Consider the following 21,649-nt stretch of genomic DNA (forward strand, 5'->3'; position numbering starts at 1 on the left):
ACGGTTCTTTGTTCTATTTCGGTAGAAATAGAACAAAGAACCGTCCCCTGTTTCATCTCGTCCCCCCTGTTTTATCTTTTCTTTTAGTTTCGTATATCTACTGTGCGGGTTAGATTATCCCAGCTTACGGTTCCACCTAGGGCTTCTGAAACGAATCTTAGTGGTATCATAGTTCTGTCTACTTCTGGTAGTATTTCTGGTGGTGCATCTAGTTCTACTGGATTGCCATTTACATAGGCAATCTCATTTCCTATATATAACTTAATAGTATTTGAGCCTCTTTCCGCAGTTACACTTCGCTCCTCATTATTCCAGCTAATGTCTGCTCCTAGTATTTCAAATATGCGGCGCATTGGTACCATTGTGCGATCATTTTTTATATATGGATTAGGATTCATGTAGTAACGGGTTCCGTTAATAAATACCCTTATTTCTTGGTCTTCCACACCGGTTAAGCTTTGAACATAAAGATGAGCCACATTACCACTTAATATAAACCAACTAATTTTATCATAACCTAATGCAGGTTGTACTTCATAATCTCTTGATCTAGCAATTTTGCTTAAATCATCTGTATTTAAGTCTAGCAAATAAATATCGGGATTTCCGTCTTGAGCATCAACCCAGGCAACATAGTTTTTCCATATAGTTGGCTGAACTTGATTTGCATTACTATCTGTTAGTTGAGTTAATTCTTTACTAGATAAATCGTATAACCATATGTCTGATGCTGAGCTGTGCTGTACACTTTGTCCCCATATAGTTTCAAAGTAACTCTCATAGGACGGGGACTCTTTCTTTTTATCTTTATCCCCTTCGTTGTTTTGTTCTTCTTCAGTGCCTTGCCTAGTGTGGATGCCAGTATTAAAACTTGCACTTCCACTTCTTAACTCAGCCCATACAATTTTGCCATTACTTATAGTTAAATTGTTTTTATCATTTCTAGTATCACGCACAGTTGATATTTCACCACTGTTAATGTTATATGCTTTTATTTCCTTTTTACCTTGAACTTCTTCGAACCAAACAATATATTCCTCATCTATATCAGGACTAGTCTGTGGATTATTATTAGGATTCAATACTTCCTTAGATCCTGTATCTAGGTTATACATAACAATATGCGACCTTCCACCACCATGGTCTTCCCATACTACAATATCGTTACTAATCTTAACATTTGACTTTTGTGATAAACTATTATCTATTACACGAGATTGTCTGTTTTCTAAATTATATAAATGAACATCTACTGTAAACCTTTGGTTGGTAAACACTAAATTAGTACCATCAACATCAAAAGAGCTAATGTTTCTTTGTGTAATATTCAAACGGTTAAAGCTATTTGTCTCTTTATCCCAAACTTTAAAATATCTATCTTGTCCCTGCTGTTGTAAACTAACCCCACCGTCCTCTGTAAGCACCATCTGTAAAGGATTAGCATTCCGCTGAATCACCTCTGCCTTTATATCGGCAGGACTTGCTAAAATTGCTGTAAACATTACTGCAATTCCTACAAAAGCTGCTAAAAGAAATCTATGAATTCTCATCGCTATAATTCCTCCACTTCTAAATATTACTAATTACATTCTAATACTATTTGGTTTATAAATCTATAAGAAGAATATACCAAAGGATGAAACAGGGGACGGTTCTTTGTTCTAACTGTCGGCAGTTAGAACAAAGAACCGTCCCCTGTTTCATTCTCTTTTTCCATAAAAAAAGGCAAAGCTTTACGCTTTGCCAATAACAAGGTGTTGGATTTTATTGGACAAATATTAATCTAGAGTCGTGATCATAGTCTACTTCTGCTTGTAAGGTTTCAGATATAAATCTAAGGGGAACTAGGGTGCGTCCGTCTTCAATAACAGCAGCACAATCTAATTCTTTTTCTTCACCATTTACAAAAGCAGTCTCACTATCTATCGGTAATTCAATTATTAAATCATCACGAGTTATTTTTACTATTTGGGTGTCCGGACACCAATCTACTTCAGCACCTAAGGACTCAGTTAATGCCCTCGCAGGCACTATGGTTCTATTATTTGCAACTCTAGGTTTTACATCATATACAGGTTGTAATCCATTTACAAAGGTTTTAAGCTCTGTGTTTTGATAGCGTAAATGGGCATCAATCAGAAGTTCCTTATACTCGTCACTTCCTTGCATTTTAGCAAACATTAACTCGTACATATTTAGTACTCTTTCATTACCAAATTTTTCGAATACTGAAGCTAAGTCTTTATATGCCTGTGCTACTTCATCTTTATTTAATTCAACTTCATCATCTAATTCATCTAGCTCTTCTATAATACCGTTTGCCACTTCTTCGATTAATTCTTTATCTAAATCTTCATCTTCGTTAGCCTTATCGCGTAAATTTTTTGCTACTTCAGAAGGACTTCTTCCCTCTATTAAAGCCTTTATTACACTTTCAGCTGGATTTCCTCTTACGTTTTCTAACGCTCTTTCAAGACCACGTTTTTTACCTCTGTCTTTTTCTTCATCCTTAGTTTCTTCTTCATCTTTATCGCCATTTTCATCTTTATCTTCATCAACATTTATGGCAACTACTTGCTGCTCCATTCTAACTAATGCTTCATATCTAGCAGGTTCTGGTGCTTCTCCAACCCATGCATCAATTGTTACTATAGTATCTTCTAAATCACTAAAGTCAACTTCAAAGGTGGTAGTAGCATCCCATCCATTTTCAATTGTAAAGCCGGAAGATGGTCCAAAGTAGCCAAGATAATAATCAAGGTCTAGTACTCTGTTTAATGTAAAACTTAGATCATCACCATAAGAAACAGTAATACTATCTTCTTCTAGATCATCTACTTTAACCATCATTGCATATCTAGCATTTTCATAGTCTGTTCCTGTGTTAGTTACTGTTACTGTTAAACTTACAATTCCTTCATCAACTGTTACTTCATCAACTTCAAAGTCTATTATAGGTTCGGTAACCACTTCTTCATAATTTAGTAAAACAAATAAGTAATCTTCATATTCTTGTAAATCTTCAGGAATTTCTTTTTCTAAACGAGGATTAGTAATTACCTGAGCAACAAAGTCATCATCACCGGGGATTTCTAACTCGTACTCTATGACTAAAATATTTTCTTCATCTAAATACATATCTACTATTTCAATACCATAACCAGCTGTATTGCGGGTTCCCATATCAATAACAACAGTGTCATCTTCAATATAGCATTTTACACCCTCAATTAATTCTTCTTCTGGCTTCTTATCTTCTTTTTCTTCTTTGTCATCCTTTTCTTCCTCTTCAAATTCGATACCATCTAATTTTTTTAAGATACCATAAGGTAAGTTTTCTAATTGTGCTTCTAAATCTCCAGAGAAATCAAGTTGTTTTAAAATTCCTGGGGGTAAAGCCTTTCTTATTTCTTCATCTAATGCATCTATATTAGATAAATCCAACTGCTTGCCTATTCCTGGCGGAAGACCTCTTAAACTATCCTGTGATTCCTCTGCCGCAATCGCTGCTACACCCGTTAGAGTAAATGTGAATATTAACAATGTGATAATACTCAATCTTCTAAGCAGCATACTCTTCTTGAACAAATTATCGCCTCCTTTTAATTCTCTTCCAGTATATGCTTTGTATATTTAAATATTAAACATTTGAATTGTCAAAATAAATGGGGCAGGAGTCCTGTTTTCTCTGCGGCATTATACCAAATTTTTTTAAAGGAGTTTCGGGGAAGGATATTTGCAAGTCCTAGTGAAACAGGGGGGGAGTGAAACAGGGGACGGTTCTTTGTTCTATTTCTACCGAAATAGAACAAAGAACCGTCCCCTGTTTCACCCCTTATTGAGCTATTCTTGCAACAGCTATCAATGGGTTGTCTAATGAATTGCCGTTTTTATATTTAACTGTTTCGTGGACTACTAACCAGTATTCAGTTAGTGGCTCTAGGTCTTCTTGTGGTTTTATCTTTATAGTATCTGAGGATTTTTCTCCTATACTAATAGATACTGCTTTACCACTATGTGATTCAATTAATTCAATAGAATCCTCATTAACAGTATTCATATCAACATTTACACCTAGGTTTATAGAAAACTGCTGATCTGTCGGCACATTATTAAAGAAACCAGTCTGTCTGTAATTAGGAAAATACATTGGCCAGCGCAAATTTTGGTGTGCTTGTAAAAAATGCATCTCTCCCCATTCTCCAACTGCCGTTAACTGATCGGGTGAGGTTTCATTAAAAACAGCCCCCCAAGCATCCCAATACTTAGGTTTTCTAACTTTATCAAAATCAATAGTAAATTCCTTGATATTATTTTCAAAAACAACATAAGATGCTTTATCTTCCGGTTCGGATAAAAGTAATTTAGCAACAGTCTTAGGGTTAGCACTACGAACTACTAAGTCTGGCATCACCCCTACACCATCAATTTCATCATAATTAGGTGAGTAAAAACGATTTATAGTTGCCTTTAGCTTATCACCATTAGAAAGTGAAAAAATCTGCTGAACAGTTCCTTTGCCATAGGTTCTAGTACCAATTAAAAATGCTTTCTCGTGGTCTTTTAACGCAGCTGCTAAAATCTCTGAAGCACTAGCACTAAACTCATTCATAATTAAAATAGTTGGTTTATCCACCTCAGCACCACCGGGCAGTGCTTCATAAGGATTTTTTTCACTTGAAGACTCCACCTGCAAAGCTACCTCATCACCAATAAAGCTTCCAGCAATCTGGCGAGCAGAACTAAGATAGCCTCCTGTATTATAGCGCAGGTCTAATATTAGGCTTTCTGCAGACTCTTTTTTAAGATTTTCAAAAGCATTATCAAATGCCCTATTTGTAGTGCGGCCAAAAGAATCAATATCAATATAGCCAATACTATCATTTACTATTTCACCTGTAACATTAGGCACATCTATAACATCGCGGACTACAGAAACATCTAAAACCTGCTCATCTCTTTTAACCTTTAAATCAACCACACTATCAATAGGTCCTTGCAAAATACTCACAGCTTCTTCCGAAATCATCCCCGCTAGGCTTTTTCCATCAGCCTTAGTTATAAGGTCACCCGCCTTAAGACCTGCAGCTTCGCCCGGAGAATTTTCAATAGGTCTTATAACTCGTACCCCTTCTGGTTCCATTTGAATATGTATTCCAATACCAGTAAATGACTCATCAAGATTAGATATATATCTATCATATTCCTCAGCAGTTAAATACTCAGTATGTGGGTCATCTAGTATTTGTAAAATTTCATCTATAGATTCAGCATGGTGAATATCCTCTGGAGGTTTTTCAACATACCTTTCCTCCAGTAACAACTTAACCTCAGAAACAATATCATCAGCATATACCGGTGCTGCAAAACCACCAACTAATAATGCAACTACAACTATAATACCTAGCAACTGTCTAAATCTACTCATACTTCCTCCTTGTTATACTATAATTAATGCCATTCTATAACAAGTATCGAAATCTGTCACTATATAACAGGTGGGCGAAACAGGGGACTTCGAAGTCCCCTGTTTCACTCCTATCTCATTCTTAGGTTATATGTATATTCAGTACCTAACGAATCTAGTGCTATGTATCTATCGCCTGATATTATTAGACTTTCAGTGGCTAATCCTTCTAGTGAGTCATCATACTTAACAAAGGGTCTACTATTTATGAAGCGCAAGCTAGGATTTTCCTGCACCATTTCTCCATTTACATATAATGAAGGAATTGGCCTGCTACTATAATAATCAATAAGCTCCTTAGATAAAGTACCTATTATCTTATCAGCTTCCTCTAATTTGATTGATTCACGTTCTTTATCCTCTATTACTATAGTTAAAGCTATTGGCTCACGGTGAGGAAAGTAAACTAATGCCATATCACCCGACATTCGTGACAATACCCCAATTTTATTGGCAACCACTACATTATCAGGGGCATAACGGCCTATTTTATTTTTATCTGCTGTATCCTCTAAAAAACTAATTCCCTTACTAGACAGGTAATCACTAACTACTTGCCGATTTTCTAGCAAAACAAGCTTTCGAGTCAAATCAACAGTTGTTGAATAATTATATGATTTATTTGTTGAAAAGTCATAAAACTTTCTAAAAACCCTAGTATCGTTCAGATAATGTCTAACAGCAAACGAGTTCACCCTATCCGTACCCAAAGCATCTAGGACTATGTTTGAAGCTACATTATCACTAATACTAATCATTAATGATAAAAGCCTATCAAAAGTGTAACTAGTTCCTTCTTCTTGATGTTGCAATGAGCCTGTTCCTGCCACCTTTTCTTCATCTATGTATTTATCACTTTCCTTTAACTTATAGGTACTATTTAAATATTTATTACCTCGTTCAACTTCCTCTAAATAGCACAGTAAATTTAAAACCTTGGTCAAACTAGCCGGATAAAATCTTTGGTTTCCATTGTAATTTACCGTAGTATTTGTAGCAAAATCATAGACACTAGCTCGTAGCCTATTATCACTTTTTTTTGCTTCCTCTGCAGCCTTATTTATAATCGCTAATACTTGGTCATTGCTAAGATTATTTGCTTCACCTGGTAAATCGGGCTTTTCTTTTAAAACTTTTTTAAACTTTTCTAAAATATTTTTAACCTCACTTAAACTAACCTTTTTAAAAGGATCAAAATCACCTCTATTAATTTCCAATAAGCCTAAATGAGCAGCTAAATTAGCATTATAATATGCATGTTTAGGAATCTTTTGGGCATCAGGAAACATATAGTAATCTGCCTCCGGAATAACTAAATTATGAAACCTAGAAATATGCCCCACTAATATTTGAGCGATTTTCCAACGCTCGATACTTTCATCTTCATACGATTCCTGCCTAATCTGTAATGCAACAAAATCGGTATATATATCTACTAGCTTATCTTTATTAAATCCTTTTAATGAATTATTAATCTCAGTTACCTTTATTAATCGATTCAAATAAGAAACATTATTATCAAATATTTCACTTATAGCTCTAAGCGGCACATATAATCGGTCATTCATTATTTTAGCTGGTACATCCAAAGATAGTTTTTCATTATCAACTTTTATTACTGAACTATCTGGTCTACAAGTTATTGACATATCGTCTTTAGCCAAAATAGCCTTCCGTTCATCCTCTTTCCAATCAACTTCAAACTTTAGACTTTCCGAAATAAATCTGATTGGAACTAGTGTACGACTTTCTATAATCACTGGCCTTATATTAGAGTTTTCCGGATCTATTAAAACAAACTCATCATTAATCTTTGCATAGGGACTCCCCACCTGAAGCAGCATGGTTCTACCCTCTCCCTCAGCTTCTACACTCTCTTGTGCCTGAACACTACTTATTAAAATAATATTAAAAACCAACATCAAAATAACTACTAAAACCTTTTTCATTTACTACCTCCTTATCAATATAAGAGTTAAAATTTATTCTACACTAGTATACGTAAAATTTATGAAAATTATTGTCACTAAGTTATTTTTTCTTTAGCATAATGGTATGTGGGATTTAATACTAATGAAAATAAGGGTGAAACATGGGGCGGCACTGGTGAAACAGGGGACGGTTCTTTGTTCTACCGCTAGCGGTAGAACAAAGAACCGTCCCCTGTTTCACCAGTGCCGCCCCATGTTTGAGAGCTGTTAGTCAATAAAAATTACGGCAGCGTAATCAATACCATTTACTCGATCAACTTCTACATATACTATATCTCCTTCAAGCAAATCATCTATATCTACCCATCTATCACCAAGCATTACAATGGTACAATCATCAAATCTAATTCTATCTCTGTTTCTATTATCTAACCTAAAATCAGAACGATTTACTTCATAGACTTCTTCATTAGATATAAATCTACGACTATCCTCTAGCACCCTGATTTTAACTACTTCATCATTATACTCATCATAAAGAACATATACTGTATCATCTATATGGTCATCACTTAAATCATATAAATCAATTTCACTACCACAACAATATATTTCAGCTCTTCTTTCCACATATAAAGTTTCTCTACTAGACTGGCTACGCCAACGACTTCCTGACCAATAATCTACATCAGTTAGTCTAATCTCATCACTACGAGTATATACATCATCTAACTCAGCCCTATATACTATATAATCATCACCATACCCTCTATCACTACGTCTAGGGTCAATAATTACTACAGCCGCATTAAAATCAGAAGGCCAATTAATCCTATCAGCTACTAAATAAACATCATCATCTCTTCTCAAATCATCAATATCTAATAATTCACCATTGTGCACTACAATCGCACAATCATCATAATCATAAGTTCTTGTTGAATTAGATAAACTAAATGTTTGCCTGGAAGTATTTAAAGTCCTTATATCACTGCTTTCAGTAGTTTCACTGCCATCACGAGTTCTAATCTGAACAGCTTCCCTACGATGCTCATCATAGGCAACATAAACCGTATCCCCTCTTCTTAAACTTCGCAAACTAATATCGCGTTCATCTTTATAAATATCAGCCCTACTAGCGACATCCATAGTCTTACTTCCTGATTCACTACGCCAACGTGTGCCATCTATATATTCAACACTTCCTGACCTTAGCTCTATTCGATCACGACTACTATCAACAGAGCTAATATCTCCTTTATAAACAACAATATCTCCATCCCTATAATCATCACGATCCCTATCATATCTATCAATTACATCTATATATGTAACATATCCATTTATAAGCTGGACTTCTACATCATCTCCAAACCTATAAGGTAACTGCCAAGAATAATTAACTCCAAACTGAGATAAATAGTTAGTAGCTAAATCAAGCTTTAAATAATTTCCTCTTTTTATTATTTCTAAGGTATCATTTTCAAAATCAATATCATAAAACTCCCCTGTTAGATAAACGGTATTAGACGGCGTACTGGGCGCAGGGTCATATATACCATCAGTAGGCAACCCACCAAAGAATGGATCTTGTCCGTATGAAGGTGGACTAATCGTGCTTCTCTCAGTATATCTACCATCTACTCGATTTAGCAGTGCCGCCATTTCTCCACGCATTATTGCATCTCTAGGCTTAAAATAACCATCAGCACCTACAATCACACGATCATTTATCAAAGGAGCAATATAAGGGGCCTTTTGTACTGCTATCTGGCCACCATCTTCAAATTGCACTAAACTACTATGATAATTACTAACTGGAGGTAGCTTCAATGCTTTACTCAACCATATAGCAACCTCTTGCCTCTCCACCGGACCACGCCAATTTGATATGCGAACATCACTAGAATCTATAATTCCCTCTTGCATAGAAACATATAAATACCCCTTAGCCCATTCCGCTGCATTATTAGGACTAAAGGTAGTTGAACTGCTCGGAACATTAGCTGTATCAGCCTCGTCATCTAAACCTACTAATCGCAGAATCATCGCCAAGGTTTCCTGACGGCTTAAAGATACGTTTGGAAAAAAATAACCTTCACCATCACCTTCGATAATCCCTACAGCATTCATCCTTAAAATATCATGTTCCGCCCAATGTCCCCTAATATCATCAAATGCCAAAACATTACTAGGTAAAACAAAACATAGTAAAAAAAGGCCAGTTGTTAAAATAGAAATTAACCTTTTCAATGCATTTCCTCCCACCATTACCACGTTATACTATTTATTATATCGTATAAATACAAAAAAAAATTAGTAAATTGAGTAAAACAGGGACAGCAGGACGCAGGTGAGTAAAACAGGGGACGGTTCTTTGTTCTATTTCAGTAGAAATAGAACAAAGAACCGTCCCCTGTTTTACTCACCTGCGTCCTGCTATCCCTGTTTCACCTTAGGCTCTATAAACCTTATTTACGGTCAATCCAGTTAATCTAACCAGCTGCCTTAATGAGCTTCCCTCGATTTCCTTTAAATATTTCAAAACCTCTTTTTGCATTTTAGGATCCTCATTTTGCAGTGAAGCTAATTCAATATTATATTTGTTTAACACCAAACTCCTTATTTCTTTGTCGGAAACAGTTTTCTTTTCTGGAGTTATTTCTAGACATTGATCATCATTAACTGCCACATTAAATTCTTTAAACATATCAATAGCCTTTTCCTTATCTTCATCAAACATTGCCAAAGCAAAATCTACATCAACAATCTTTGCTTCGGTAATGTATTCCTTATAACTACTCCACTTATATGACTCAATATTATCAACCAAACCTGCTTTTAACGGATTCTGATGTATGTATCTTAATACTGTTAAAAAATAAGTGTCATCTTCTACTGGTTCGCTTCTATATCGGTCCTGAAACAAGTGTCCTTTCCTATTATACTGCCAATTGTACCAGTACACGTAACTTGCCCCTATTCGCCTCATGGTATTTCCCAACTCTTCATTCCCTTCCTTTATAAGCAAGTGAATGTGATTACCCATCAAACAGTAAGCATAAATTTCATATTCAATTTCTTTGCGGTATTTAGCAAGTGTTTTAATAAATTTTTCATTATCCTCATCATCTACAAATATATTCTGCTGATTTATACCTCTCAACATTATGTGATATATGTTTGTCTCACTTTTCCTTCGCGCTACTCTTGGCATAAAAAATCACCCCACCGTTAGTTTAATTTACCAGTAGGGTAATGTCAAACAAAGAACCGTCCCCTGTTCTATGTTTTGAATTTTCGCAAGCTTAAAACAATAAAGGCTAAAATTATATATCCAACTACATCTATAATTACATCTTCAATACATCCTGTTCTGCCATCTGTAAAGTACTGATGAGTCTCATCAGCCACTGCTACAGCTAGCACCAATAAGCCTGCTATAATCCACGATCGTAGTCCATTTACACCAAAGCCCTTTAACACCCAAACAAATGATAAACCTAAGAACCCATACAATACCATATGAGCACTTTTACGCATGGTAAACTGTGCAAATTCAATTGGATTGGCATAACTATCATGGAAGCGCCCTGCATAGTGAAATTGAATTTGCGGTAAGGTCATTACTATTTGTTCTATCCTCTCACTATCTTGAACTACAGGATACACGTACTCTTTCTCTAACTCATTATTGGGAACTAATATAATTATCCCCAACCAAAAAAACATAAGTGCAACCCTTGTTATATTTTTTATAAAACCTTTCTCGATACCTATTATCATCCTTTCGGCACCCTGCACCACATCTAGTTTTTCCTTTTAACAGTGAAACAGGGGACGGTTCTTTGTTCTATTTCATTGGAAATAGAACAAAGAACCGTCCCCTGTTTCACTGCACCAGCACCCTGTTTCACCTTCACCTCAAGTCTACTTCAATTGTTGAATCCTTTAAATAGCCATCAATAATTGTAACTTTATTAGAATAAGGGTTCACTTTGGTTTCTAGATACTCTTCACTGCCTACATACCTAGCCTTTAAATCCCATTGGTTGTAGTTTTCATCACTAACTGGTTGTGAAGATATAAACCAATTTAGGTCTTCAGGGTCATGTCCATAAGCAACATCATTTCTACAAAACAATGATAAGTTTCCTTTTATACCACAACCATCACTGCTAATATTCCACACCTTATTCAACCCTTTATGTTCACTATTTTCATGGGGTTTAATAGAAATACTAACATTACCCGGTTCATCTATACTAGTAATTTCAAACTTAGCTATAACCCAACCTATAGCATCTGTAAAGAAAACCGTATCACCTATATCATAGTCATTAACATCTATAACAACCAATTCATCAGTTATTGGATTTAACTGGCGGTTAAGATTTTCATAGCGTAAATTAACAAAATCAATTAACGCTTCTACTTGATAATCAAAATCCTTTGGGGTACTGTGATGGTTAGCTTGATGTAAATGAAAGTTTTCTTCACTTGGCTCTATTTGCATCTGCTCACCAATAATAGCTTCTAAATATTCAATCTCAGTCTTAAAATAATCTATAGTAAAAACCTCATTCATCAGCTCTTCTATCCGCTCAAATAACATAAGTCGCAAATCTTTAGTATCTAAAAATTTTAAAATAAGTTCATTATTCCAATTCCAGCCTCCTTTTATGGGGTGTTCATAAAAGAAATAATCATTAGCAGTAGTATTTCTCGTATGTGAACCAAAGGTTAAATCCTTATCCCAAGGAATAACCTTCCATTTAGAAGACTCATCAAAATGATCCTTATATAACCAATAATCATCAGCATAAAAATCAACATCCCCAATGAGATAATGTACAGCTAACCAATCAATAAAATAATCAATATCAAACCTTTCAATAAAACCCTTGTAATACTCCTCACCTGCTGGTGTATTATATACCCATCTTAATAGCTCCTCTACTTCATCCCAATTGGGATTGCCCCTATAATCCAAATTATCCTTTAAAAACTCCTCTGCATCTACTACAGAATCAATATCAAAAGCAAACATAGAGTAATTATCAATCTCCGGCTTATAAATATTTTGCCTAAACCTATCCCTTACTAATGTTCCCCTACCATGTAAACCATGATATTCTAAAAGGTCACTATCTACCCTCTCCACCTGCACATAAGTACCTTCAAATACATCATTTATATGCAGCTCAAAATACCTGGTTCTAGGAGCTACTTGTCCTAAATGTAAAAACATATCCATAGATAATTTCTCTCTCATCATAGTGGGATCAGTATATGTTGCATTTAAATTCATTCGATTGCTACCATACAAAAAATCCTGTTCTTGATCAAAAATTATATTAAATGATTTCTTAGGTTGATCCCTAGCACTATTGCCTCTAAACCTAAATCCATCTAAATGCAAAACCTCTCCATCTTTCCCTAGTTTTATATAACCATCAATTCTATTATTAGCATGTGGATCTGCATATAACCTTTGTAATGCAGTATCTTCTGCATAAAGATACAGTGGTATTAACTTCTCATCAAAACTCTCTTTTCCATGATCAGTATAACTAACCCCAACAATTGCAAATAACAATAATATAGTAGGCCCTAGTATAAAAACATGCTTTTTCATCCTATCCCCCAAATCAAATTAAAAATCCTTTTCCTCTATATAATCATAATAACTAGCTACTGGTGAAAAATCTCCAATTATATTACCTTCTAAATACAGCCTTTGGTACAAACTAGGCAAATCCTCTAAAGGACCTATATCTTCAATATAATTATACCTAATATTCAAATCCTTAAGTAACTTAAAATTAGATAATACCGATATATCCTCAATACTATTATCTCTAATATTAAGCTCTCTCAGTAAAACTAAATTCTCTAGTGGTGATATATCAGAAATAAAATTCCCCCGTAAATTTAAATCCTCTAAATTAGTTAGATTTCTCAGTGGATATATATCTGAAATAATATTACCTCTTAAATCTAAAACCTGCAGACTATCCAGCTCACTAAGCGGAGTTATGTCAACTATATCATTATCACGCAGTATTAATTTCTCTAAATTCTTGAAATTTTCCAAACCAGTTATATCCCTTATACCATAACCCTCTAAATCAAGAACGGTAATATGCTCTATTTCCTGTAAATAAATATTACCATCTAATTTCCCTACTGCTTCACGTACTGCATACTCTAAAGCATCATCTTTAAACTGTATTGCCTCATTCCTAATAAAATTAAGGGGAATAACTATCGAGATGCTAATCATTAATATAAACAATACTGCTATTACATATTTTTTCATCTTTGCTCCCATCCCCTACTAAATTCTTTTATAAATATATTAACAAAATAACTAATACCTTAAAACAAAAAGCATCCATTAAGCACACCACTTAACAGATGCTTTTAAATCTAACTTTCATAACATCTAACATAACTCCCACTTAAAACGTCCCACTAGCCAAATTAATAGAAACCTTTAAGTTTGAATTACGCTCTCTAATAGCATCTAAAAACTCCTTGTGTTCTACTCCCTCTTTACTCTTAACCAAATATACTAATTCAAACATAGTTCCTAAATTTGTTGTCTCTACACGCTGCAAAGTATATTCCTCTAAATACTTTTCGAAAATATCATCAAATATATTTTCATAGTTTAAATTCTCTGGTACTGATATCCTAACAATCTGTTTATGTTGGGTTTTCTTCCCATAATCAAAATAATACATAACATATATAATAATACATAAATAAAATGTTAATGAAATTGCCACAGTATAAAAGCCTGTCCCACATGCTAACCCAACAGCCATCGCAAAAAATATATACGCTATATCTTTAGGGTCAGTCATAGCCATCCTAAACCTAATAATAGAAAGTGCCCCCACCAAACCAAATGCTCTAGCTAAATTATTTCCTATAACAATCATTACAACAGATACTACTACACCCATAATAATGACTGTATGGACAAAAGATTGAGAATACGTATTCCCCTTATAGGTTTTTTGATAAACCAAAGTTATTATATATACTAAAACAAAACTTAATCCTATAGCTAAAAATACCTCAGTTAACAAAACATTATTAATAATAGGCTCATTATTTAACAACTCTGTCATACCACATCTCCTCTACCCAACAACTGCTGCTCATATAAATAAGGCTTTTCAAAAGCTAACCTATATTTAGAAACCCTTTGCTTAAAACAGTTCAACTCACTTAAAGCCCTAGCTAACCAAAGTGGAACACCATTTCTTACCTTTACCTCCATAATAGCCTTATCAGGATCAAGAAAATATTCCCCTTTTTGCTTGCTCTCAAGACGCAAATCTTTTTCTCTACACTTTAAATTAGTATCAAATGTTATCCTTAAATCAGAATCATTTACCCCAACAAAAGCCTGTCTTTCATAAGTTAAAACCATCTTCGGTTTAACATTATAAAACTCCCTAAAATACACTATCTCTTTTAATGCCTGCATATTAGAAACATTATATGTACTATCAATACTATAATTATTATCCTTAAGCCTATAAAAATCAGACAGCCTTATCCTAGTCCTTCTCTTACTCACTATCCCTCTATGCTTTTGCTTTAGCTCAAAAAACACTTCATCATCAAGCTCTATATCCCCATAACTTCTCAAGCGTAGCTTTTGGCGAAACCGATCTCTATTAACCGTCTCATAATAAATCCGATTATCATCAGTCTCAAAATACAGATTAGTTATTCTATATTTTCCATTAGCTTTAGCAAAAGAATCATATGCTGCATGACTATTTATTATATCAAGTATAGTACTATGTTGTGCTTTAGGAACTATAAACTTCATCTCAGTTCTAACATTTAAATCCATACTTTTACCCTTTCATATACTTAAACCAGCTTAATCACTGTTATAATTTTAGGGTTTTTTTTAGATTTTGTAAATGGCTGAAACAGGGGGGAGGGCGGCATGAAACAGGGGACGGTTCTTTGTTGCAAAATCTTCTATATCTTCAGTTTTAATCCGCTTTTTATCCAAGGAAACTAAGTAATTATAAATTAATTCCTTCATTAAATCACCTTAAATAGTTACATATTGTCACTTTTAAATTCTGAAGGTGACAGACACCCATTAATCTTATTCAATATTTGATAGTACTCTGGTAATCTTGCATATATTTGTTCTGCAATATCTTCATTGTAAGTATGAGAAGTTCTATTTCTATCATCTACCATCTGGAGTGCTCTTTGGGTTTCATCTTCATTTAAAATACCCACTTCCCTTAAAGACCTCATAACCCCTTTTGGTGAACCAATATCAATTCCTTCATTTTCAAATAAAAACAACTTAGCTGTTTTCCATACAGCTTCAAATGTATATTCAAACCTCTGAATTGCTGCATCTCTTTGAATTACAGATTTATCTTCAAGCCTTAAAACTTCATCTAATGTTTTTAATGCTCTGGTTGCACTTAATATCCGTTGCTGGAGTCTTTCCATTTTACAGCCCCCTTTAAAAAAGCATTGCGTTTATCTTCATTCATCTCTGTCAAATCTACCAATTCAATTCTATAGGGAATATCAGTTTGTTCAAGTTCTTCAATAATACCAGCAATAAAACCTTCCTCTAAAAGCTCATGGCAAATAATGCCAATGTCAATGTCAGAAGTCCTTTTTTCTTCCCCTTTGGCCCATGACCCAATAAGATATATATCAACTTTCCTACCCTTAAATAAACTACAAACTATATGTTTAACTTTATTAAGTCTTTCTTCCCTTTTATTTATATTATTCATCTCTATTGATTCCATACTTTAAGACACCCACCTGACAAAATAATGTCTAATTATAATTTTATCATAACCATAATTTAACAACAATAAAACAGGGGACGGTTCTTTGTTCTAACTTTTTGTAATTTCAACAAACCCAATATAAATATCAACCACTTCTTCTAAAATATCATCTGGGGCTTTTTCTATAAAAATCGCATTCCTTGCTACAATATCTAATGCCTTACCTTGTTCACACATAATTACACCTGTTGTTTTATTCCTATCATCTAACGGCACATGAAGAGGAAAGCCTCGATTAGTATTAGTAATCGGACAAACAATCGCAAGCTTTGTAAACTGATTAAAAACTTTATTACTTACTACAAAAGCCGGTCTTTTGCCTTTTTGTTCATGACCAGTCTGGGGATCAAATTCAATAAGAATGATATCACCTTGTTCTGGTATATATCCCATTTAAAACTCCTCTTTGCCTTTGGGTTTTCCAGTATCCCACTCGCCACACTGATAATCCCCTTCATATTCAGCAATTCTCTCTTTTAAGGTTTTATGTTTTTTAACAGGAATAATCACCAAGTTTCCATCGTGTACCTTCATTTCCACTTTATCATTCTCACCAATCTCTAGCATTTCAAGAATAGCTTTTGGAATTCTAACCGCTTGACTATTTCCCCACTTTTGTATTGTGGTATACATATCAATCACCTCAATTTCAGTATATACTATGTATCTACAGCAATCAACAATAAAACATCATTTTTATCCGTCCCCAAAGTGTACACCATCATGGGGTCACTCCAAACCGTCCCTTGTTCCACATCGCCGCTCGCTCGCCTACTGCCGTCTCAAAGCTTCTACCGGTGGTACGGAGGAAGCCGATATTGCTGGGTAGACTCCGAATAGTAGGCCTGAGCCTAGGGCTACTGCCGCTGCTATTTTTATAGCTTCAAAGCTTACTGCAGTCTGGAATCCGTAGTTTTCGAATATAGTTAGTCCCCATATTCCAATGATAATACCACATATAATACCTATAATACTTAAATATAAAGCCTCTAATAAAAACTGTGCCATGAGGTCGGTTTGCTTGGCCCCTAGGGCTCTTCTTACTCCGATCTCCGAAGTTCTTTCTGTTACCGCCACGAGCATTATATTCATAATCCCTAAACCACCTACTAACAGTGCAACTGCTGCAATCCCTCCTAACAGCAAGGTCATTATCCTATTAGCCTGATCTACCTCATCTACTAGTTGGTTTAAATTAGTAATAGTTATAGGATCATCACTTATAGTAGGGATACTAGGCTCCTCCGGCTGTGGAGCTGGCTGGACTGGCATAGCTCCTCCCGGCATTCCACCAGGATCTTGCTCTGGTTGCTGTGGGGTGGGGGCATCTTGAGCAAGGCCCATTTCCCTTTGAAAAATTCTTCCTAACTGTACTGTGGAAAGCTCCGCATCTCTAGTCGAAGCCGCCTTACCCCATATTTCTTCAACTGTTCTCTTTTCCTCAAGCCTTTGGGCAGAAGTATAGGGTATTACCACCTTATTATCTATATTATTGGCATGCCCATCCCCCTTAGGGTCTAGCACACCTAGTATTCTGTAGCTTTGCCCATCTAAAGTAATTATTTGTCCTACTGGGCTTCTACCACCAGCTAAATTAATAGCTAAATTATGCCCTAAAACAGCTACCGAAGATCTTTGTTCTACATGCAACTCACTAAAAAAATCTCCTGCCACCATTTCATGATCACGTATCTTAGGAAACTGTTCATTTACCCCTACTACAAAAACCTCTCCACTCGTTCGTCTCCAGCGCATAGAAGTATCCGTATTAACAACCGGAGTTGCCTTATCTAGCCCCTGCACCCTATCTACCAACTCATATGATTTATCCGGAAAAAACTCATAGCTTTCATCATGGGCTTGTATAGCAATAACATTCGTTCCTAAACTCTCAAACTGTTCCATTACATTTTGGCGGGCTCCTTCACCGATTCCCATTAACCCAACAACTGAAGCGACCCCTATAGCCACTCCTAAGATGGTGAGTGCGGAACGCAAAGTATTAGACAAAACACCATTAGCAGCCATTTTAGCTGTAAACCAAAACCTAATGAAAAAAGCCATCCATGGTGAATCCTGTTTAAACAATTTATTCATCACCATCCTCATCCGGAGTTGTCTCTGGCATGAGGGTACCTCCCTGTTCTACATCCTGGGTAGGCAACAAATCACTACTACTTCCAGTAATAACTATATCTCCTTCTTCTAGCCCACTCTCTATCTCAGCATACCTATCATTCATCAACCCTATTTCCACAGTAACTACGCTAGGTATATTTTCCTCATCTAAAACCTCAACCCTATACCTACTTTCTTCTTGGAATACCGCTTCAATAGGCACTAGCAATACATCCTCCGCACTACCAGCATCAATATGCGCCCTCGCCTGCATTCCCGGTCTTAACTCCGCTCCACCTTTAACCTCTATAAACACCCTAAAATTAGTGGCTTCACCATCACCACTCCATTGAGTACTAATATCCCTTACCTCACCTTCAAAAACCTCATCGGGTAAAGCATCAACCATTACCCTAACCGGAGCTTCTTGAGATATATGTAAAACATCAATATCATCTACAGTAGTCATCATCGACATTTGAGATGTTTGATAAACATTACCTATATAATCCCCGGGATTCACACTATCTCCTTCTTCATTATTAATCCGTGCTAATATCCCCTCCATAGGAGAAGTAACATTTAATCTATCAACTGCTGAATTTAGCTGTCTTAAATCAGATTCTAATTCACGTATTTTATCTAACCTATTTCTAATAGTATCCTCTACATCCGAACCAGCCAAAGTAATAATAGGATCACCCTCTTTTACCTCAGCCATATTAGAGGCATGTACCTCGGCCACTATGCCTTCTGTACTACTAAAAACCCTTTGTTCATCTAAAAAACCATCAACCGTAGTTGCATTACCAAAATAATAAGTACCACCATTTTCTTGCTCTACACCTACTTCAACTCGCATACCCTTTTGTACCAAGCCTGGATTTTCACCTTCCACCTCAACCTCATAAGCAAAGCCTAAAGCAAATTCATCATCTTCATTTCTTTTGTATGGTACAGGATTAGAACTAATATTAGTTATCACCCCATCTTGTAGCCCTCCAAAATAAGGAAACCTTAGTACAACTGATTGATCCTCTTCTACCATTTCATATTCTGCCTGATACAAATTTAAGATTAATGTGTAAGTAGAAGCATCTACTACTCGAGCAATAGTTTGTCCTTGGGAAACCTCCTCTCCCTCGTCTAAATCCAGCTCCTGAACCCGCCCATCAATGGGTGCTGAAATAGTAACCCCACGAGCAGGATCTATACTCATTAACTCAGCTTCTGAAACACCTGTGAGATTTGCTAGACTTTCCCTTTCCCTTCTAATTTGGTTTTGTAACTCAACTACATCATCATCTAACCCAGGAGCTAAAAGGCGAACCACCGTTTCCTGTCTGCCTACTTCATCCCCTTCAGAAAACATTACTTCATCTATAATAAGTTCATTAACTCTAGCCTCTCTAAGGGCATCCGAAACTCGTATAGCACCACCAGAGGAAGGGTCTAATCTCCCCGTAGTTTCAACCCCCACATGTATATCTCCCCTAGTTACTTCACTAGTAGCATAAACAGGCCCTTGAACCTCAGTATGTAATGAATCAACTAACTGCTTATATATATAAAAGCCTCCTCCTGCTACAATAAAAATAACTATCAAAATTGCTATCATTCTCTGATTCAAATCACTTCCTCCTTATCCGCATCCGCCTTTATTTCCTCTATATCACTAATTTCACCATCTCGCAAATGGTAAATCAATTTACTACACTCCGCTATCGCCTTCTCATGAGTAACCTGAATAATAGTAATCTTTCTTTCCTCATTTAAGCTTCTAAAAATATTCATAATATTATCACCAGACTTACTATCTAATGCCCCCGTAGGTTCATCTGCTAAAACCAGCTTAGGATTCTTTACTATAGCCCGAGCTATAGCCACCCTTTGTTGCTCACCACCTGATAACTGAGACTGTTTATGGTACAAACGATCTCCTAAACCAACAGAACCCAGTGCCTCCTTAGCTAACTTTTTCCTTTTACCACCTATCATACCCTGATAAATTAGCGGAAGCTCTACATTTTCTAAAGCGTTTAATCCCGATATCAAATGAAACTGTTGAAAAACAAAACCCATAAACTCACTGCGAACATCAGATAATTCCGCATCACTTAGCTTCTCCACCTGCTTATTATCAATCCTATAACTCCCTGATGTTGGCACATCAAGACAACCCAAAATATTCATCAAAGTAGACTTACCCGAACCAGATGGCCCCATTATAGAAACAAAGCTCCCATCTTCTATAGATAGGCTCACTCCCTTTAAGGCTTCAACCTTAACATTTCCGTCCTTATAGCTTTTATAAATATCACTCAACTCTAATAAAGCCAAAAAAACCCTCCCTTCTAAAATTTATCCTCTATTGCCCCTACGCAAAAAAAATCTATTTCTTACACAAAAAATGATACCTAATATATAGATATCATTTTTTGTTGCAAATCTCCTGCAATTATTCTATATTTTACCATAATCTGCTCTGATAATGGCTTTTATTTAAACCCTACTAATTATCCTTCTTATTTTCCTCCTCATCCTTCTTCACCCTATACTTAGAACCCTCACCCTCTGCTATCATTTCCTCCATCTTCTTTACCTTTTTCTTCAGATCAGGCACATCACTTAATGTACTAAAAATTTTATAAATCCCTTTAAAAAAATCTATCTCCTTAATATCAGGCTTATTATCCTGTATATTATCAAAAACCTTATTACCCAAAATCATACTATTATTAGCTGTATTAACTCCACTTAAAACCTCTACATCACTACCAGTACTTAAATAAACCCTACACTTTCTTCTCTCCTCTTCCCTTATCTCTGTTACATACTTAACATCTATAAACCCATAAACCAAATCATTTTCACCTATAGCCTGACGCATCTTTAAAGGTATAAATACCCGATTATTTAGATAAAAAGGCAATACCCCTCCTTTACGGTTAAATTCTCTTTCTATCCCCTGTCTCTGCGCCTGTAAATCAACTGCATAATTCCTAGCAAATGCTGCCTTAACCGTCTTTATCCCCCTATAATCCAACAAAACTTCACCACTAGATAAAAATACCTCCGTAGCATTACCCCCATCTGTATAAACCGGCCTTAAACCAATAATATTATCTCTAACCAATTCTATCCTTACTTTTTCCATTAAACTGCCTCCTCCTTCAAAATTCCCTTTAATGTTATTTTCTAACATTTTAGCACAGTTTAACGAAAAAAAGAACATATGTTCCCATAGGTTTCCCCACCAGTTTTTTGTT

The 21,649-nt window shown here is 35.5% G+C and carries 19 protein-coding genes; all 19 read right to left on the minus strand.

The annotated features are described in order from the left end of the window. Positions 1-83: 83 nt before the first annotated feature. The 19 genes from SYNTR_RS09170 to SYNTR_RS09260 all read right to left on the minus strand — a co-directional run bounded on the left by SYNTR_RS09170 (position 84) and on the right by SYNTR_RS09260 (position 21,537). Positions 84-1,550 (minus strand): stalk domain-containing protein, encoded by a 1,467-nt coding sequence (locus SYNTR_RS09170; protein ID WP_156204232.1) that lies wholly within the window; start codon positions 1,548-1,550, stop codon positions 84-86. A 214-nt stretch (positions 1,551-1,764) separates the two neighbouring features. Continuing rightward, positions 1,765-3,573, minus strand: a complete 1,809-nt coding sequence (locus SYNTR_RS09175; RefSeq protein ID WP_197079091.1) for a stalk domain-containing protein — start codon at positions 3,571-3,573, stop codon at positions 1,765-1,767. Positions 3,574-3,835: 262 nt separating this feature from the next. Beyond that, a complete protein-coding gene (locus SYNTR_RS09180; protein ID WP_156204234.1) occupies positions 3,836-5,428 on the minus strand; it encodes a S41 family peptidase in 1,593 nt (530 codons plus the stop codon). 110 nt (positions 5,429-5,538) lie between these two features. Next, positions 5,539-7,416: a serine hydrolase gene (locus SYNTR_RS09185; RefSeq protein WP_156204235.1), complete on the minus strand. Its 1,878-nt coding sequence runs from the start codon at positions 7,414-7,416 to the stop codon at positions 5,539-5,541. 249 nt (positions 7,417-7,665) lie between these two features. Continuing rightward, on the minus strand, positions 7,666-9,651 hold the full coding sequence (locus tag SYNTR_RS09190; RefSeq protein WP_197079092.1) for an S-layer homology domain-containing protein: 1,986 nt from the start codon (positions 9,649-9,651) through the stop codon (positions 7,666-7,668). Between the two features lie 202 nt (positions 9,652-9,853). After that, positions 9,854-10,615 carry a transposase gene (locus SYNTR_RS09195; RefSeq protein WP_156204237.1) on the minus strand — a complete coding sequence of 254 codons (762 nt, stop codon included), beginning with the start codon at positions 10,613-10,615 and terminating at the stop codon, positions 9,854-9,856. 68 nt (positions 10,616-10,683) lie between these two features. Continuing rightward, positions 10,684-11,184 (minus strand): VanZ family protein, encoded by a 501-nt coding sequence (locus SYNTR_RS09200; protein WP_156204238.1) that lies wholly within the window; start codon positions 11,182-11,184, stop codon positions 10,684-10,686. 133 nt (positions 11,185-11,317) lie between these two features. Then, positions 11,318-13,036 (minus strand): CotH kinase family protein, encoded by a 1,719-nt coding sequence (locus tag SYNTR_RS09205; protein ID WP_156204239.1) that lies wholly within the window; start codon positions 13,034-13,036, stop codon positions 11,318-11,320. Between the two features lie 18 nt (positions 13,037-13,054). Continuing rightward, on the minus strand, positions 13,055-13,720 hold the full coding sequence (locus SYNTR_RS09210) for a leucine-rich repeat domain-containing protein (RefSeq protein ID WP_197079093.1): 666 nt from the start codon (positions 13,718-13,720) through the stop codon (positions 13,055-13,057). Between the two features lie 142 nt (positions 13,721-13,862). Continuing rightward, complete coding sequence (locus SYNTR_RS09215) at positions 13,863-14,540, minus strand: DUF4956 domain-containing protein (RefSeq protein WP_156204241.1); 678 nt, start codon at positions 14,538-14,540, stop codon at positions 13,863-13,865. Next, positions 14,537-15,253 carry a polyphosphate polymerase domain-containing protein gene (locus tag SYNTR_RS09220; protein WP_197079094.1) on the minus strand — a complete coding sequence of 239 codons (717 nt, stop codon included), beginning with the start codon at positions 15,251-15,253 and terminating at the stop codon, positions 14,537-14,539. Before SYNTR_RS09220 ends, SYNTR_RS09215 begins: the two co-directional genes overlap by 4 nt. Positions 15,254-15,495: 242 nt before the next feature. Continuing rightward, on the minus strand, positions 15,496-15,906 hold the full coding sequence (locus tag SYNTR_RS09225; RefSeq protein ID WP_156204243.1) for an HI0074 family nucleotidyltransferase substrate-binding subunit: 411 nt from the start codon (positions 15,904-15,906) through the stop codon (positions 15,496-15,498). Next, positions 15,879-16,217, minus strand: a complete 339-nt coding sequence (locus SYNTR_RS09230) for a nucleotidyltransferase family protein (protein WP_156204244.1) — start codon at positions 16,215-16,217, stop codon at positions 15,879-15,881. Before SYNTR_RS09230 ends, SYNTR_RS09225 begins: the two co-directional genes overlap by 28 nt. Positions 16,218-16,310: 93 nt before the next feature. Continuing rightward, entirely contained in the window at positions 16,311-16,655 is a 345-nt protein-coding gene (locus tag SYNTR_RS09235; RefSeq protein ID WP_156204245.1) for a type II toxin-antitoxin system PemK/MazF family toxin, read from the minus strand. Beyond that, a complete protein-coding gene (locus tag SYNTR_RS09240; protein WP_156204246.1) occupies positions 16,656-16,895 on the minus strand; it encodes an AbrB/MazE/SpoVT family DNA-binding domain-containing protein in 240 nt (79 codons plus the stop codon). 138 nt (positions 16,896-17,033) lie between these two features. Further along, positions 17,034-18,365, minus strand: coding sequence for an ABC transporter permease (locus SYNTR_RS09245; RefSeq protein WP_243140178.1), 1,332 nt, complete (start codon positions 18,363-18,365; stop codon positions 17,034-17,036). Beyond that, positions 18,352-20,010 (minus strand): efflux RND transporter periplasmic adaptor subunit, encoded by a 1,659-nt coding sequence (locus tag SYNTR_RS09250; RefSeq protein WP_156204247.1) that lies wholly within the window; start codon positions 20,008-20,010, stop codon positions 18,352-18,354. The genes SYNTR_RS09245 and SYNTR_RS09250 overlap by 14 nt, the downstream gene beginning before the upstream one ends. Continuing rightward, the gene (locus SYNTR_RS09255; protein WP_156204248.1) at positions 20,007-20,720 is read right to left on the minus strand and encodes an ABC transporter ATP-binding protein; all 714 of its coding nucleotides are present in this window, start codon (positions 20,718-20,720) and stop codon (positions 20,007-20,009) included. Before SYNTR_RS09255 ends, SYNTR_RS09250 begins: the two co-directional genes overlap by 4 nt. 172 nt (positions 20,721-20,892) lie before the next feature. Continuing rightward, positions 20,893-21,537 (minus strand): hypothetical protein, encoded by a 645-nt coding sequence (locus SYNTR_RS09260; protein ID WP_156204249.1) that lies wholly within the window; start codon positions 21,535-21,537, stop codon positions 20,893-20,895. Positions 21,538-21,649: the final 112 nt, after the last annotated feature.

The organism is Candidatus Syntrophocurvum alkaliphilum (genome assembly GCF_009734445.1).
Lineage (GTDB): Bacteria > Bacillota > Syntrophomonadia > Syntrophomonadales > Syntrophomonadaceae > Syntrophocurvum > Syntrophocurvum alkaliphilum.

What these genes read in the sequence shown, in the direction of transcription:
- SYNTR_RS09170 (WP_156204232.1), bottom strand. Translation starts at nt 1,550, where the DNA reads ATGAGAATTCATAGATTTCTTTTAGCAGCTTTTGTAGGAATTGCAGTA.
- SYNTR_RS09175 (WP_197079091.1), bottom strand. Translation starts at nt 3,573, where the DNA reads ATGCTGCTTAGAAGATTGAGTATTATCACATTGTTAATATTCACATTT.
- SYNTR_RS09180 (WP_156204234.1), bottom strand. Translation starts at nt 5,428, where the DNA reads ATGAGTAGATTTAGACAGTTGCTAGGTATTATAGTTGTAGTTGCATTA.
- SYNTR_RS09185 (WP_156204235.1), bottom strand. Translation starts at nt 7,416, where the DNA reads ATGAAAAAGGTTTTAGTAGTTATTTTGATGTTGGTTTTTAATATTATT.
- SYNTR_RS09195 (WP_156204237.1), bottom strand. Translation starts at nt 10,615, where the DNA reads ATGCCAAGAGTAGCGCGAAGGAAAAGTGAGACAAACATATATCACATA.
- SYNTR_RS09200 (WP_156204238.1), bottom strand. Translation starts at nt 11,184, where the DNA reads ATGATAATAGGTATCGAGAAAGGTTTTATAAAAAATATAACAAGGGTT.
- SYNTR_RS09205 (WP_156204239.1), bottom strand. Translation starts at nt 13,036, where the DNA reads ATGAAAAAGCATGTTTTTATACTAGGGCCTACTATATTATTGTTATTT.
- SYNTR_RS09210 (WP_197079093.1), bottom strand. Translation starts at nt 13,720, where the DNA reads ATGAAAAAATATGTAATAGCAGTATTGTTTATATTAATGATTAGCATC.
- SYNTR_RS09215 (WP_156204241.1), bottom strand. Translation starts at nt 14,540, where the DNA reads ATGACAGAGTTGTTAAATAATGAGCCTATTATTAATAATGTTTTGTTA.
- SYNTR_RS09220 (WP_197079094.1), bottom strand. Translation starts at nt 15,253, where the DNA reads ATGAAGTTTATAGTTCCTAAAGCACAACATAGTACTATACTTGATATA.
- SYNTR_RS09225 (WP_156204243.1), bottom strand. Translation starts at nt 15,906, where the DNA reads ATGGAAAGACTCCAGCAACGGATATTAAGTGCAACCAGAGCATTAAAA.
- SYNTR_RS09230 (WP_156204244.1), bottom strand. Translation starts at nt 16,217, where the DNA reads ATGGAATCAATAGAGATGAATAATATAAATAAAAGGGAAGAAAGACTT.
- SYNTR_RS09235 (WP_156204245.1), bottom strand. Translation starts at nt 16,655, where the DNA reads ATGGGATATATACCAGAACAAGGTGATATCATTCTTATTGAATTTGAT.
- SYNTR_RS09240 (WP_156204246.1), bottom strand. Translation starts at nt 16,895, where the DNA reads ATGTATACCACAATACAAAAGTGGGGAAATAGTCAAGCGGTTAGAATT.
- SYNTR_RS09245 (WP_243140178.1), bottom strand. Translation starts at nt 18,365, where the DNA reads ATGGTGATGAATAAATTGTTTAAACAGGATTCACCATGGATGGCTTTT.
- SYNTR_RS09260 (WP_156204249.1), bottom strand. Translation starts at nt 21,537, where the DNA reads ATGGAAAAAGTAAGGATAGAATTGGTTAGAGATAATATTATTGGTTTA.